A 14,577-nucleotide genomic window follows, 5' to 3' on the forward strand; every position below is an offset into this window, starting at 1 on the left:
AATAATTTGATTAAATTATAAAAAAAGGAAGCAGAAGCTTCCTTTTTTATACCTAACTATTAGATACCGTATTTTTCGCGATAAGCTTGCATATTTGCTAGTGCTTCTTTTTCGCCTTTCGCATCTAAATAATCCATTAAATCTTTCATAGTAATGAGTGCATGCACAGGAATTTCTAATTCTTTTTGAACTTCTTGAATTGCAGAAAGTTCACCTTGACCACGTTCTTGACGATCTAGCGCAACTAAAACACCAGCGATAGTTGCACCAGCATTTTTCAAAATCGTTACGACTTCACGAATTGCTGTACCTGCGGTAATTACGTCATCAATAATCCAGACTTTTTTACCTTCAACCGCAGCACCGACTAAAACACCGCCTTCACCATGATCTTTCGCTTCTTTACGGTTAAAGCCCCATGGCACACTTTTGTTGTGTACTTGCGACAAGGCAACAGCAGTCGCTGCTACAAACGGAATGCCTTTGTAAGCTGGTCCAAAAATAACATCAACATTTTGGCATTGTGTTAATTTATCAGCATAGCCTTGTGCTAAAAGAGATAAAGCTTCACCATCGTTGAGTAGGCCTGCATTAAAAAAATAAGGACTCACGCGTCCAGATTTTAAAGTAAACTCACCAAATTTAAGCACACCGCGTGATAATGCGAGTTCGATAAATGCTTGCGGGTTAAATGACACAGGCGTTGTCATGAGGTGCTCCAAATTCACAATTGAGGTTAAATTTTCGCATGATACCAAAGGATCAGTATCCAAGTGATGTAAAAATTCTTCGAGTCGTTTCCATTAACGTAAATGGCTTGCGTTCTTCGGTGACGAAAGGCTTACTTGAATGGTTAGAACAATCAGATGCCGATGTCGTATGCATGCAGGAAAGCCGCATTACCCATGAACAATGGACTGAAAAATTTAGACCCGAAGGATGGCATACCCATCTATTTCCAGCAGAGCGTGCAGGTTACGCAGGAACTGCCATATATAGCCGCCTACCCTTTGTCTCTGTTAAAGATGGTTTAGGGTTTGAACTGGCTGACAGTCAAGGTCGCTTTATTTCTGCTGAATTCGATTTAGGTTTGTCACATCCGGTACATATTGCGTCATTATACTTACCTTCAGGCTCAAGTGGTGAAGAAGCGCAAGCACGTAAAGATTTATTTTTAGGTGAATACGCGAAAATCTTGAAGCAATGGCGTGATGAAAATAAGTCAGTCATCATTTGTGGTGACTACAACATTGTTCATAAACGAATTGATATTAAAAACTGGTCGGGTAACCAAAAATCATCTGGCTGTTTACCGCATGAACGTGCATGGCTTGACCATATTTATGATGAACTTGGCTATGTCGATACCTTCCGTGTAGTTCGAGCAGAAGCAGAACTTTATTCATGGTGGTCAAATCGCGGCCAAGCTCGCGCAAAAAATGTTGGATGGCGTATTGACTATCAAGCCTGCTCACCAGACTGGAAAACACGTACAACTAATGCTTGGGTTTTTAAAGATCAATGGTTTAGTGACCATGCACCCGTTATCATCGACTATAAAATTCAAGATTAAGTGAACACTCGTTCACTTACCTTGTCGTTTTCGCTTACAGCAGATGTCGTTTTTGAGTATTTTTCTTACACAGCTTTAACGGCATTATAGCCCCACGGCACAGGGAAGCAGTCAGGATGACGCAAAAGGATAGGACGCCGTAGGAAGATAAAATAAACTTATGATAAGTTTATTTGCAAGGATGTGACATTGGACGTTGAAATGAGACCCGCATGATCAGGATGATTAAATGCGGGTTTTCTCTTTTCAATCTCTTATTTTTTGCGCTAAGTTCTTTTAGTTTTAACTTCTTCTTATTAAGCTCATTATCGCCTTGTCTTATGACAATAACATGACATTTCTCTTTCGATTAATCATAATTTTTCATTTGTTTTAAAAGTATCTGTATAAAGTAGTGCTCAAATGCTTTTTGGGTTAGGCTGTGTGCTCTTTCTTTTTGACATGGTCCGATAAAATGTTAAAAATTTATGGAATCAAAAACTGTAATTCAATGAAAAAAGCATTTGATGCCTTGCAAGCTAAAGGGCTTAACTATGATTTTCATGATTATAAAAAACAAGGGATTGATGCAGATACCCTAAAAATTTGGTTAAAAGAAATTGGGCAAGACATTGTTCTAAACAAAAAAGGAACCACTTGGCGTAAGCTATCAGAAGAAGAACAAACGCATGCGTTAAGCAGTGAAGACCATCTTATTGAAGCACTTGTTGCTCAACCAAGTTTAATTAAAAGACCAGTTTTACAAACCTCTCAAGGTTTTATCGTCGGTTTTGATGAAACAACCTATCAAAATATCCAAGCATAAAAAAAACGAGCCATTTGGCTCGTTTTTTATTAAAACTTTTAGTTAGCGCGAATCCATGTTTGGTTACGACCAAGTGCAGAAACGCCAATATATCCACGTAATTTAAGCTTCTTACCGCCATCTGTTAACTCACCTTTCAATTTGTAAGTTTTGCCAGATTTAGGATCTAAAATCGTACCGTTTTCATAACTGTTGTCACCTACATTTTTTAAATTATGTACAATGGTGACACCTTTAAGTGGTTTGTTTTTGTACGGACCTTCACATTTTGTACAAACGTTTTCTTCGCCTGGTGTCAAAATGTTTTGAATGGTTGCAGTTAAGGTTCCATCCTTCTGTTCCGTAAATTTAACTACGGCTTTTGGCTTATTGGTCTGATCATCAATTGTTTTCCATACCGTTCCATTGAGTGAATCAGCCGCATTGGCAAATGCAGCCATACCAATGAGTCCTAAAGCTAAAGCAATCTTTTTCATTTTTGTAATATCCTTGGGTCTTTCAAGATTTTAGTATTCAGAAGTCGCAAAGATATTGCAATTTTTGAATGTGACTGTTTCGTGTAACCTTGTAATCTTGCAAAATAAAATTTACAAGAAAACAAGAAACTAGCATAAAAATGGATGCTCTATGAATATATCAAATGTTTGGAAATATTACTTTACAGAAACTTTTCTTAAAACAACAATTCGCAAGCCAAGTCAGCTAAATTTACCGCCTACTGCCTTACGTCCTGTTTTAGACCAAATGTGTCGTGCTTTTCCACGACAAAAAGATGTCTCTGTTCGCCCAATCCGGCTAGCAGGCATTAAAGGTGAAGAAATCAAACCGCAAGATCATGCTACTCAACTGATTTTTCACATTCACGGCGGTGCTTTTTTTCTTGGCAGTGTCAAAACACACCATGCTTTTATGACAGATTTGGCCGCTCGCACCCAAATGCAAGTTATTCATGTGGACTATCCACTTGCGCCTGAACACCCATACCCTGAGGCAACCGAAGCTCTATATGACATCTATCAATCTTTAGTGGTACAAGGTTTTCAGCCAAAAGATATTATTTTATCGGGTGATTCGTGCGGAGCCAATTTAGCATTAGCACTTTGTTTACGCTTAAAAGAACAACCTGAGCTCATGCCGAGTGGCCTGATTTTATTGTCGCCTTTTTTAGATTTAACGCTGACAAGCGAATCATTAAGATTTAACCAGAAACATGATGCCCTACTTTCGCTTGAAGCCCTGCAAACAGGGATCCAGCATTATATTGGCAATCAGATTGCAGCAGATGACCCACGTGTTTCGCCTATTTTCGATGACTTGCATGGCCTACCGCCGACTTTGGTTCAAGTAGGTTCTAAAGAAATATTATTAGACGATGCCAAGCGTTTTAGAGAAAAAGCCGAAGATGCAGGTGTTAAAGTTCAATTCAAACTTTATACAGGTATGTGGCATAACTTCCAGATGTTTAATGCATGGTTTGATGAAGCAAAACAAGCTTTGGCAGATATTGCTGAATTTGCCCATGAACTCGATAAAACTTAATTTATCTATGAATGATGTGAACAGTGAATAAAACTTTTCACATTATTTTCTTTATAAAAAGTCATCATGTATAAATTGAAAATCATGTTATGTTTAAAAAATAAATTATTTAGATAATTCAATTTTAGGATGGTCCAACAAAGAGGCATCTATATTTAGGAGCCCTTACTTATTATGAAAAGTCGTTTAATCACTCATCCAATACATAGAACAAAACAGGTGATAATCGATTTCATCCACAATAATCACATCATTAACTGGACGCCATTACAAAAAAGCGCCCTCATGCTCACACTTGCCTGTGCAATGAATTTCAGCTGGATTTTATGGAAAGGCTATATTTTAATTACACCAAGTGTCTGGCAATGGGCACATTTACCTTTAGTTGAATCGCAAATCTGGTTAAATCTATTTACCTTATTTTTATTAGCTTCATTGATTATTCCCTGCTATCGCTACAAAAATCATGAGTGGGCACAAAAAATTATTCCATTTATTAGCGTTCAATTCTTTGCACTCATGCTATGTCACGATGGATATTTAATTGGCAGTATTAGCCCCGCCACCATGGTGGGTTATGTCGGTACCATTGGTGTAGGACTCGTGTTATTCGACCGAAAAATTGTTTATAGCGCTCTCGTACCTGCGACCATTATTTTAACGGTATGTACTTATTTAAGTATGAAAGGTACTTTACCTTATGCGCCGTTATTTAATCTTATTGCTATGCAACGTGCTCAAACTAACCCCTTTTGGTTAGGAAGTATGGCATTTTTTATTATGCCGATTTTATTAGCCTGTTTTATTTTATTTGAGATATTACTCACCCAATGGCGCCAACGGGAAACTTATATTCAACGCCTAAGCCAACTCGACCCATTAACCAACGTATTAAATAGACGTAGTTTAAATACGCATTTAGAGTCACTACACCAACAGCAATTTGATTATGCGGTCGTACTTCTTGATATTGATCACTTTAAAAAAATTAATGATATTTACGGGCATCATCAAGGCGATCAGGTTTTAATTGAAATTGCCCAATGCCTATCAAACAACGTGCGTAGTGAAGATATTATTGGTCGATTTGGTGGCGAGGAGTTTATTTTATTGCTCCCCCATACCGATATTATCCAAGCAGAAAAAATTGCTGAGCGCTGCCGCCATGCTTTAGAAGAACTGCCAGTTTTTAGCACTCAAAATAATCCCATTCATATTAGTGCAAGTTTTGGAATAAGTAGTTCAGCTTTTGCACAAGACCCTTATCTTGTGATTAGACAAGCAGACCAAGCGCTTTATGCCGTAAAAGCCTCAGGACGTAATCAGGTACGTACATTTCATCAGACCGAGGCTGTTAATACGCTATGATTCTTTTAGTTTTGCCAAACTCGCGAGTTGCTGTAAAAGTTCTTGTTGGCTAAAGGCACCAGTTAAACGCAATGAACGAATTTCTTTTTGCTCTGGGCTTAAGAATAAATAGGTCGGTGGCCCTAAAATATTCCATTGTTTGAGTAGCGCTTCATGTGACTGATCATAATGGCTCAAATCAAGCTTAATTAAATAATATGGCGCAAGAGCAGATTGAACCTCGGGTGCTTTTAAAATACGGTGCTCAATAGGTTGGCAAGCAACACACCAGTCTGCATAGACATCAATCACAATAGCCCGATCAGCTGGAGCAGCCGCTAAAATTTTCTGAAAATCTGCTGCTGTAGTTGCAATATGCCACTCGGCCATGTGATCAGAACTTTGCAAATTTCGATTATGAATATGTTGATACTGGTTATAGGCTACAAAAGGTGTAACGATTAACAATAAAATCGCATAGAGCCATTGTAGCTGCCCTTTTTTCCAGAAAAACTGATAAACAGCATAAGCTATAAAAGCGAGTCCTAATCCTAGACTAAGTACTTGCATGCCCCAATCAGGCAATAAAGGACGAATAAAGTAGAGGCTTAAACCCAACATCAGGAAAGCAAAAATCACTTTAATCTGATGCATCCAGTCACCAGCTTTAGGTAAAAATTTTGCCCCCAATATGCTCGCGAGCAATAAGGGAATTCCCATTCCAAAACCTAGGCAGAATAAAAGCAAAGCCCCTTGCCATTGATTTTGTGTTTGAGAAATAAATAATAAAGTTCCAGCAAGTGGTGCAGTCATACAAGGACCCACCAAGAGCGCAGAAACCACACCCATGATGCCAGCACCTACTAAAGTTCCACCTTGTTGCATGGACTGAATGCGGTCAAGGCGGTTTAACCATGTTTGCGGTAAACGAAGTTCAAACAAGCCAAATAGGTTCAGAGCAAATACTATAAACAGCAAACTAAAAGCAATTAAAGTAGCAGGCTGTTGTAGCCAGCGTTGGAAATTTAAGCCTGCTGAAGAAGCAATTAAACCTAAACCTGCATAAACCAATGCCATACTACACACAAAGGTAAGCGCAATAACCCAAGCTTTTAAACCTTTATGCTCTCGAATAATCAACGAAGTTAAAATAGGAAGCATTGGTAAAGAACATGGCGTAAATGCGAGCAGCATGCCTAAACCTAAAAATAATAAAATCCCATACCAAAGAGAGTGTTCGATCAGTTTAGCTGACCAAATCTGATCTTGCGCAACTTGCGGAGTAGTTGTATCAGCTGCCTGTGCTGTGCCCTGCTCTTTTTCTAGAGTTTCTGAAGAAGCATCTGCTTGTGTATTTGCTAAATCTAGTAATCGTTTTGGTGCGATTCCTGCTTGGTTTTGCACACCGACCAAACCATCGGCATCAGTTTGAAACTCAATTGTTTGAGGTGGGTAGCAAATACGGTCTTTGGCACAACCCTGCCAAGTCACACTGTAGTGTTCTGAGGGCTTTGTCTTAATTTGAAAATTAACTTGATTGTAGTAAACCTGACTTTGCCCATAATTTTCATCATATTGAGCAACAGCTTTAGGTAACTTTAAAGCTAAAGGTTGAGTACCTTGTTGTACGGTAAATTTATGCTGATATAGATAGTAATTTGGCTGAATCTGCCAAGATAAACTTGCAGTATGCGGTTCAGAAGATTCAACCGAAAATGAAAAAGCTTGTTCGGGTGACAGCAACTTGTCTTGCGCAGAAACCAACTGGCTAAACACACAAACAGCAACTGCTAGAAAATAAAGAATTCCCTGATGAATAAGCTTTTTCATTAACATAAATTTAAATTGCTTCGATTAGAACAAGAATGACACGCCTAAGCCACCGTTGTAGCTCTTATCTTGACCATTTAAATCGACGCCTATGCTTGCATCAAGCTGGGTACGATTATTTACCGCATAAACTAGACCTGTACCTAGACCATATTCATAGTCTTGGCTTTCAGCTTTACGGTAAATGAACTCTGAATAACCTGAGAGCTTACCTGCGATTTTATAGTCAATGGTTGGTACTGCTGTCACTGCCCAATCACTATTTTGCACTTCATAGCGCATGGTAATTGAAGTACCTACTAAATCACTATATTGGTAAGCTACTGCAGAGGTAAGACTATAAATGTCGTCATGTGCCGTAAATTCATCATTTCCGGTTGCAATGATCGCCTCAGCCAACACTGCCATAGACAATCTGTCATCTTTTAAATCAATCGCTTTTTTTAAACCGATGCTTACGTCACCAAAGCCCGAAGTATCATTTTTTTTGCCAGCACGTTTAGTCTGAGTCCACGCTGGACCCTGCCATCCTAACTGTAATTCTAAGTCACGACCTAAACCTGTACGGAACAACATATCTTGATTTAAGGTTACGGTCTTTTCTTTAACACCATCAACAGTTGCTTCAGTATAAGTTACGCTTGGTAAACCTTGCTCCCAAGCCAAATTGCCTACAGGGGTAATACCCGTCCCCATTCCTGCCCCTGGGCGGTCAAACGAGAACTCAGCTGCAAAAGTACTTCCAGCAGCAACAGTAGATAAAGCAAAAGTTAAGACTTGTACTATTTTCATTCTAATATCCAATTAAGTAGTTAATTCTTTTGACATCTTTGCCCCATGACGGCGCAATAATTCTAATGTTTCGCGCTCTTCTTCAAGTGATTCTGACCAATCTATTTCATCAAAATCACAATCAAAGAACAACTGACTGATTGAAGATAAAATAGTGAGTCCTTCTTCATCACGTGAGTTTGGATCAACTTTTTCATCGAGTAAACGTTGAACAGCTGGAGCACATGCCGAGCTTGCAGCATCCCATAATGGACCGTAAAACTCTTCTGCATCCCAAAGATGCACATTGGCTTTGGCCTGAATCAAAGCTTCAAGAATATCGAGGTAAACTTGCAACGCTTGTTGCTTTTCTTCTTTTGATAATGGTGTACCTGCTTCATAAGCTTCCGATACATTTTCCCACCATTTAAAAATTCCGTCACAGATCATTGATACAGGTGGCCCCTGTTCCGGATCAATAAAATTCGGATCAAGTCCTTCAGCAAGTAATTTTTGCACTTGCGCGAGTTCTAATTCTTCTATGGCTTTAATTAAAGCTTGCTGCTGGGTGGTTAACATGACCATCTCTCAAAAATATATTAGGGCTATTATGCCTAATCTCTTCTCCAGATTTTAGAGGTTGATTGCATTGCATTGCAAACCTAATGTTGTGAATAGTTTTATTTTCATCAGATATAAAAAAAGCCCCGAAGGGCTTTTTACCGTTTTCAATTAAACTTCATCATCAATGAATTCTGGTTGTCCACCTCTCGGGTGTTCTTTTTTCTCAAAAGTATGTTCAAGGCTACGTTTTAATTTTTCAATTGCACCATGAATTGAAGCATCAATATTTCCTGCTTTATGGTGCACTGCAACTGGTTTCAAACCTGAAGGACGTGCTTCAATCATACAGTGGATATCTTTGTCACCACTTTTGTCCCCATTTTCATCACTAAAATGAACCGAGAAATGCGTAATACGTTCGCTATGACGTTGGAATTCTTGAGTAAGTTCTGCACGTACATAAGTAATTAAACGTTCGCTATTATGGATGTTTTTATCTGTGCGGATTTCTATATTCATAAATACCATCCTCTCTTTCTTACTGTGGATCTTTTCTATGCAAAACTTTTTTATGTTGGCATGTTTTAAGCATGCATGAACTGACTTCAATTGTACATTTTGATGGTGTAATGGTTTGTTATCTCCTGACTTAAACGTACTGCTTTTAATTTATTTTGAAGATCTTCATATCTTCAATATCAGTCCATCTATAAAAATATGCAAGCTGATTTTTTAAATATTTATGAAAAATTGAACAAAAGGAGAGCAATCGTGACCGAATCTTATCTATCTGGCGCCGAGCTCATTGAGCAAATTCAAAAGTCTCCTTATTCACGTGATTTAATCGGTTATCACGGGCAGCCTCCACAGGTTAAATGGCCTAATAATGCCAAGGTTGCTGTGCAATTTGTGCTTAATTATGAAGAAGGTGGCGAAAAACATATTGAACACGGCGATGAGGATTCGGAACAGTTTTTATCAGAGATTATTGGTGCTGCAAGCTACCCAGCTAAACACATGTCGATGGACTCTATGTACGAATATGGTTCACGTGCTGGATTTTGGCGCATTCATAGTGAGTTTGAACGGCGCAAGCTTCCAATGACCATTTTTGGAGTTGCAATGGCGCTGACGCGCAACCCTTATATTGTGGAAGCCATTAAGCAAGCTGATTATGATGTAGTGTCTCATGGCTACCGCTGGCTTCACTATCAAGATACCGATATTGAAGTAGAAAAACAGCACATGGAACAGGCCCTATCTGTTTTAGAAAACTTGTTTGAAAATAAAGCGATAGGTTGGTACACCGGACGTGATAGCCCCAATACTCGTCAGTTACTTGCAGAGTTCCCACAAATACAATATGACTCTGATTATTATGGTGATGACCTGCCTTTTTGGACCATACTTACCGATGCTGCGGGTGCATCCCGACCCCATTTAATTATTCCTTATACTTTAGAATGTAACGACATGAAGTTCTGTTCACCAGGTGGATTTAATAATTCAGAACAGTTTTTTCAATATTTAAAAGATAGTTTTGATGTGCTGTACGCAGAAGGTGAAACTGCACCAAAAATGATGTCAATTGGAATGCATTGCCGTATTTTAGGGCATCCGGGTCGTTTTAAAGCCTTACAAAAGTTTCTCGACTACATTCAAATGCACGATCGTGTCTGGGTATGCCGTCGTCAGGATATCGCTGAACATTGGTATAAAAATCACATAACTGAATAATTGATTTTTAACTTTTTAAATTCTTAAGCTGTTGATTAACAGCTATTGGCACTGTTATTGCTAAAACTCTATATCACGACAATGAGTTTAGGAATAACAGTGTTTTTAGCCGAGTTTAATCAAGCCCCACCCGAACAACTCAAGACTTTGTTAAAAAACTGTGTCTACATTCCAACATGGGCCGAAAAAATCATCTCAGAACGCCCCTATTCAACAAAAGCATCTCTTTTGGAATATGCAGAAAATTTAAGTCAAATGTGGTCATGGCAAGAGATTCAAGCAGCATTAGCAACTCACCCAAAAATTGGTGAACGGCAGGCAAAAAAGCAAATCAATGCAAAAGAGCAACATTTTTCAAATCAAGAACAAGCCGGCATTTCTCTAGACGAAAAAACGCAGCAAGCTCTGCTACAAGGCAATCTCGATTATGAACAAAAGTTTGGCTTTATTTTTTTAATTAGAGCAGCGGGCCTCAGTAGCGATGAGATTTTAAAAAAGCTACATGAACGTTTACAACATGACTTAGCTATCGAAAAAATAATTGTACATGAGCAACTCGCAGCGATTGCTCTATTACGTCTATCTCAGGAAATACAAGCATGATCAGCACTCATATTTTAGATACGAATTTAGGCAAACCAGCTGCACACGTAGAAGTGAAGTTGTTTCATGCAGAAACCCATGAGCTGATTGCGACCGCAACCACTAACCCAGACGGTCGAGTGAGTGATTTTGGAATAAGAGAGTTTGCAGAGGGTGCTTATCAACTTGAGTTCGAAATCGCCCCTTATTTTTCATTGCAGCAAGTCAAAACTTTTTTCCCGCGTGTTTGCATTCAATTTTTTATAGAAGACATTAATCAGCATTACCACATTCCCTTACTGATTAGCCCGTTTGCTTACTCCACTTATCGCGGTAGCTAACTCAAATATAACGAGGAGAAAAATATGAATCATCGGCAAAAGAATGCGATTTCTCCAGAGCATGAATATTTAGGAATATCCAAAAGTTTTGCTTACGGGTTACAGCACGTGCTTACCATGTACGGTGGCATTGTTGCACCGCCCCTTATTATTGGAACAGCGGCTGGATTAAGCTCAGCACAAGTCGGAATGTTAATTGCTGCTGCTCTATTTGTCGGTGGATTGGCAACACTCATACAAACAATTGGGACCAAATATCTAGGTGCAAAATTACCTTTAGTTCAGGGCGTGTCTTTTGCAGGTGTTGCAACCATGGTCGCAATTATCACCACGGGCGGTGGCTTACCTGCTGTATACGGTGCGGTCATTGCCGCATCTCTGATTGGACTATGTCTTGCGCCTTATTTTTCTAAAATTATTCGATTTTTCCCGCCTGTTGTAACGGGATGCGTCATCACGATTATTGGTTTATCTCTGTTACCTGTCGCAGTTCGCTGGATGATGGGTGGTAACAATAAAGCACCCGACTGGGGTAGCGTAGAAAATATCTCTTTGGCCTTACTGACCTTAGGCATTGTGATTGTTTTAAATATTCTACCGCAAGCCAGCATTCGTCGTTTATCAATTTTATTAGCCATTGTTGCAGGCACCATACTGGCCTACTTCATGGGCTTTGGTGATTTTAGTCAGGTGAGCTCAGGCGCATGGCTGCAATTTCCACACTTATTTGCATTCGGTTTGCCAACATTCGAGCTCAGCGCAATCTTGTCGATGTTGATTGTGACTTTAGTCATTATGACGGAAACCACAGCCGATATTATTGCTGTCGGAGACATTGTAGGAACTGAAGTAGATGCTAAACGTATCGCCAATGGTGTACGTGCGGATATGTTTTCAAGTGCTTTTGCACCCATCTTTGGTTCGTTTATGCAAAGTGCTTTTGCCCAAAATGTTGGACTCGTTGCGATTACAGGTATAAAAAGCCGCTTTGTAGTAGCAGCAGGCGGTGTCATTCTAATTATTTTGGGTCTACTCCCTATTATGGGTCGTTTGATTGCAGCAATTCCAATGCCCGTACTTGGTGGTGCAGGTTTGGTCTTATTTGGATCGGTTGCAGCAAGTGGAATTCGCACTTTGGCAAAAATAGATTATAACGATCAGAAAAATTTAATTATTGTCGCGACCGCTTTATCGGCAGGGATGATTCCAATTATTAACCATGAATTTTATGCTCATTTCCCAGTTTGGGTACAAACTTTGTTCCATTCGGGCATTAGTTCAACTTGTATCTTTGCTATCTTGTTGAATTTATTATTTAATCATTTACCTACATTTCGCAGCTCGCATCCCCCTCATTTAAGCCAAACAATAAATACCAGAAATACACATTAAAGATTTAGTTTTTAGCGCCCCACTTCGGTGGGCCTTTTTTTAACCGTTGATCAAATTTGGCTTCATTTTTGCTTAAGACACTGTATCCTTAGCGTGCTTTATTTGGGGGGAGATCATTTAAATGCAATTAAAGCAACTTGCGGCGACTTGTGCCTTGTTATCTGCAACTGCCATGGTTCAGGCAAAACCAATCTGGCAAGATTTTAGCGTGACTGGACTTTATGGTGAAAACTATGAAGTTGTAGATGACAAAGAAACCACTCTTACTTTGGAATATGCAGCGAAAGTTAAATACGCTGATGTATTTTTCTTTATGGACCGTATGCGTGGTGAAAATGACCACAAGAGTACTTACTTCGAGTTATCACCACGTTTAAGCTTAGGTGAAATATCAGGTAAAAAACTGGCGTATGGCCCAATCAAAGATGTGTTAATTAGTACCACTTGGGAAGGCAATAGTGAAGACGGCAACAACTTCGATAATTTCCTTTATGGTTTTGCTGTCGACTTAAATATCCCATATTTCCAATATGCGAATTTAAACTTCTACCGTGCAAATAATGAGAACACTGACGACGATTATCAAATGACGTTCGTTTATGGTATTCCATTTAAAATCGCATCTGAAGATTTCTTGGTAGATGGTTTCCTTGACTGGTCAACTGCTGAAGGCGACCATGCCAGCGAGTTGAACTGGACAACACAATGGAAATGGAATGTGGGTAAACACATTTCTCCTGATACACGTCTATACCTCGGTATAGAGCACTCTGTATGGAATAATAAATTTGGCCTTCAAGGACGAGACGAAAACAACGTCAGTGCACTGGTTAAATACCACTTCTAAAATTATGATTTAGAAGCTTGAAACAGCAAGGAGAAGTCCTTGCTGTTTTTGTTTTAATCGAGTGGATTACCCACAATATTGCTAATAATCCCCTGCATAATATGTCCACCTTGTTCACGGCGTAATTCTGCATACCAAGCTTGTGTAACGCTTTCATCTTTCATATGGGTCACATCACAACGTTTACGCGCACGAAGTACTAACTCATTTGCACGTTCATTACGCTTGTTTTGATAGCGACGCAAAGCATCCTCTAACCCTAAAGTATTAATTTGCAGAGAACGTGCTAAATAAATAGCGTCTTCCATTGCTTGGCAACCGCCTTGTCCAATATCAGGTGTTGTGCTGTGTGCGGCATCACCCAAAATCACCACGCGACCTTTATAAAACTGGGTGAACGGCTCAATATCATGTATTTCTACCCGATTGGTCTTTTGCGGATCTAAACGCTCAATGAGTTGCTGCACTGGCAAACACCAATCAGAAAAATATTGTTTTAAAAGTTTTTTATATTCATCTCGATTATTTTCTAAACCTGCTGGTAAAGGCACATCTAAAAAGAAATAGAATTTCCCATCCGCAACCGGCATCAGAGAAGCACGCTTACCTTCGCCCACATAAGTTGTCCATTGCTGTGCTGGAGCTAAATCTTCAGATATTTCAACCAGACCATTCCAATTCACATAACCCGCATAACGGCGCTGTACTTGCTGGCCCAACACATAGGCCCGTGTAAGAGAGTGAGTACCGTCTGCCCCAATCACTAAATCGGCTTGTGTAGAGTTACCATCAGCAAAATGCACCTCAACAAAATCAACCTTGTCATCAAGACTGACCATTTTTTTGCCTAAATAAATCTGGTCTCGGCCAAACTCATCCATCAGCATGTTTTGTAAATCTGAGCGTGCAACTGGATAAGGTCTTTGCCCTACTTCTTCAATTAATGGCGATAAACTGAATTGTGTCATTACGTCTCCAGTTAAACCATCTACATAAGCCAAATCGTCCATTTGTCCGCCAAGTTGGGCGATTTTCTCGGTTAATCCCAGATAGTTTAAACATTTCACACCATTCGACCACAGCGAAATTGCAGCGCCAACTGGAAGAATTTTTTCAGTTTGCTCAAAAATGCGAACTTGGTGACCAAATTTCTTTAATGCAATGCCAGTGGTTAGACCTCCCATTCCCGCACCAATAATCACCACATTCATAACACTCTCCTATAGATATTCACCTATAGGGTGCTTAT

16 protein-coding genes are annotated in these 14,577 nt (G+C 39.4%); 9 read left to right on the top strand and 7 right to left on the bottom strand.

Going from position 1 to position 14,577, the window contains the following annotated elements; all coding sequences use genetic code 11:
• Positions 1-59: 59 nt before the first annotated feature.
• Positions 60-710 (bottom strand): orotate phosphoribosyltransferase, encoded by a 651-nt coding sequence (gene pyrE / locus ACPF64_RS03435; protein ID WP_004639998.1) that lies wholly within the window; start codon positions 708-710, stop codon positions 60-62.
• A 38-nt stretch (positions 711-748) separates the two neighbouring features.
• On the opposite strand from pyrE, the gene ACPF64_RS03440 reads away from it, so the two are divergent.
• Positions 749-1,573, top strand: coding sequence for an exodeoxyribonuclease III (locus ACPF64_RS03440; RefSeq protein ID WP_426455581.1), 825 nt, complete (start codon positions 749-751; stop codon positions 1,571-1,573).
• Between the two features lie 454 nt (positions 1,574-2,027).
• Positions 2,028-2,378 (top strand): arsenate reductase, encoded by a 351-nt coding sequence (locus tag ACPF64_RS03445; protein WP_426455582.1) that lies wholly within the window; start codon positions 2,028-2,030, stop codon positions 2,376-2,378.
• 38 nt (positions 2,379-2,416) lie between these two features.
• Here ACPF64_RS03445 and ACPF64_RS03450 read toward each other — a convergent pair whose 3' ends face one another.
• A complete protein-coding gene (locus ACPF64_RS03450; RefSeq protein ID WP_198496663.1) occupies positions 2,417-2,854 on the bottom strand; it encodes a DUF2147 domain-containing protein in 438 nt (145 codons plus the stop codon).
• Positions 2,855-3,005: 151 nt separating this feature from the next.
• Here ACPF64_RS03450 and ACPF64_RS03455 point away from each other — a divergent pair, with 151 nt between their 5' ends.
• Together ACPF64_RS03455 and ACPF64_RS03460 are read left to right on the top strand one after the other, a co-directional pair.
• Positions 3,006-3,917 (top strand): alpha/beta hydrolase, encoded by a 912-nt coding sequence (locus tag ACPF64_RS03455; RefSeq protein WP_426455583.1) that lies wholly within the window; start codon positions 3,006-3,008, stop codon positions 3,915-3,917.
• 174 nt (positions 3,918-4,091) lie between these two features.
• A complete protein-coding gene (locus ACPF64_RS03460) occupies positions 4,092-5,285 on the top strand; it encodes a GGDEF domain-containing protein (RefSeq protein ID WP_426455584.1) in 1,194 nt (397 codons plus the stop codon).
• Here ACPF64_RS03460 and dsbD read toward each other — a convergent pair.
• From dsbD to ACPF64_RS03480, 4 genes are all read right to left on the bottom strand, one after another.
• Complete coding sequence (dsbD, locus tag ACPF64_RS03465) at positions 5,280-7,100, bottom strand: protein-disulfide reductase DsbD (protein ID WP_426455585.1); 1,821 nt, start codon at positions 7,098-7,100, stop codon at positions 5,280-5,282. The two genes, ACPF64_RS03460 and dsbD, sit on opposite strands and share 6 nt — an antisense overlap.
• 18 nt (positions 7,101-7,118) lie before the next feature.
• The gene (locus ACPF64_RS03470) at positions 7,119-7,886 is read right to left on the bottom strand and encodes a transporter (RefSeq protein WP_005037991.1); all 768 of its coding nucleotides are present in this window, start codon (positions 7,884-7,886) and stop codon (positions 7,119-7,121) included.
• A gap of 12 nt (positions 7,887-7,898) precedes the next feature.
• Complete coding sequence (locus ACPF64_RS03475) at positions 7,899-8,444, bottom strand: ankyrin repeat domain-containing protein (RefSeq protein ID WP_004640012.1); 546 nt, start codon at positions 8,442-8,444, stop codon at positions 7,899-7,901.
• Positions 8,445-8,597: 153 nt separating this feature from the next.
• Positions 8,598-8,948, bottom strand: a complete 351-nt coding sequence (locus ACPF64_RS03480) for an HPF/RaiA family ribosome-associated protein (RefSeq protein ID WP_004640014.1) — start codon at positions 8,946-8,948, stop codon at positions 8,598-8,600.
• Between the two features lie 252 nt (positions 8,949-9,200).
• On the opposite strand from ACPF64_RS03480, the gene puuE reads away from it, so the two are divergent.
• From puuE to ACPF64_RS03505, 5 genes are all read left to right on the top strand, one after another.
• Complete coding sequence (puuE, locus tag ACPF64_RS03485; protein ID WP_426455586.1) at positions 9,201-10,166, top strand: allantoinase PuuE; 966 nt, start codon at positions 9,201-9,203, stop codon at positions 10,164-10,166.
• Between the two features lie 99 nt (positions 10,167-10,265).
• Complete coding sequence (gene uraD, locus ACPF64_RS03490) at positions 10,266-10,769, top strand: 2-oxo-4-hydroxy-4-carboxy-5-ureidoimidazoline decarboxylase (RefSeq protein ID WP_426455587.1); 504 nt, start codon at positions 10,266-10,268, stop codon at positions 10,767-10,769.
• Positions 10,766-11,089, top strand: coding sequence for a hydroxyisourate hydrolase (gene uraH, locus ACPF64_RS03495; RefSeq protein ID WP_426455588.1), 324 nt, complete (start codon positions 10,766-10,768; stop codon positions 11,087-11,089). Before uraD ends, uraH begins: the two co-directional genes overlap by 4 nt.
• 24 nt (positions 11,090-11,113) lie before the next feature.
• Positions 11,114-12,481, top strand: coding sequence for a nucleobase:cation symporter-2 family protein (locus ACPF64_RS03500; RefSeq protein ID WP_426455589.1), 1,368 nt, complete (start codon positions 11,114-11,116; stop codon positions 12,479-12,481).
• 121 nt (positions 12,482-12,602) lie between these two features.
• Positions 12,603-13,328 (top strand): outer membrane protein OmpK, encoded by a 726-nt coding sequence (locus ACPF64_RS03505; protein WP_004640025.1) that lies wholly within the window; start codon positions 12,603-12,605, stop codon positions 13,326-13,328.
• 53 nt (positions 13,329-13,381) lie between these two features.
• Here ACPF64_RS03505 and hpxO read toward each other — a convergent pair whose 3' ends face one another.
• Positions 13,382-14,539: an FAD-dependent urate hydroxylase HpxO gene (gene hpxO, locus ACPF64_RS03510; RefSeq protein ID WP_426455590.1), complete on the bottom strand. Its 1,158-nt coding sequence runs from the start codon at positions 14,537-14,539 to the stop codon at positions 13,382-13,384.
• Between the last annotated feature and the right edge of the window lie 38 nt (positions 14,540-14,577).

The sequence above is a fragment of the Acinetobacter sp. KB005 genome (genome assembly GCF_049949095.1).
GTDB classification, from domain to species: Bacteria; Pseudomonadota; Gammaproteobacteria; order Pseudomonadales; family Moraxellaceae; genus Acinetobacter; species Acinetobacter calcoaceticus.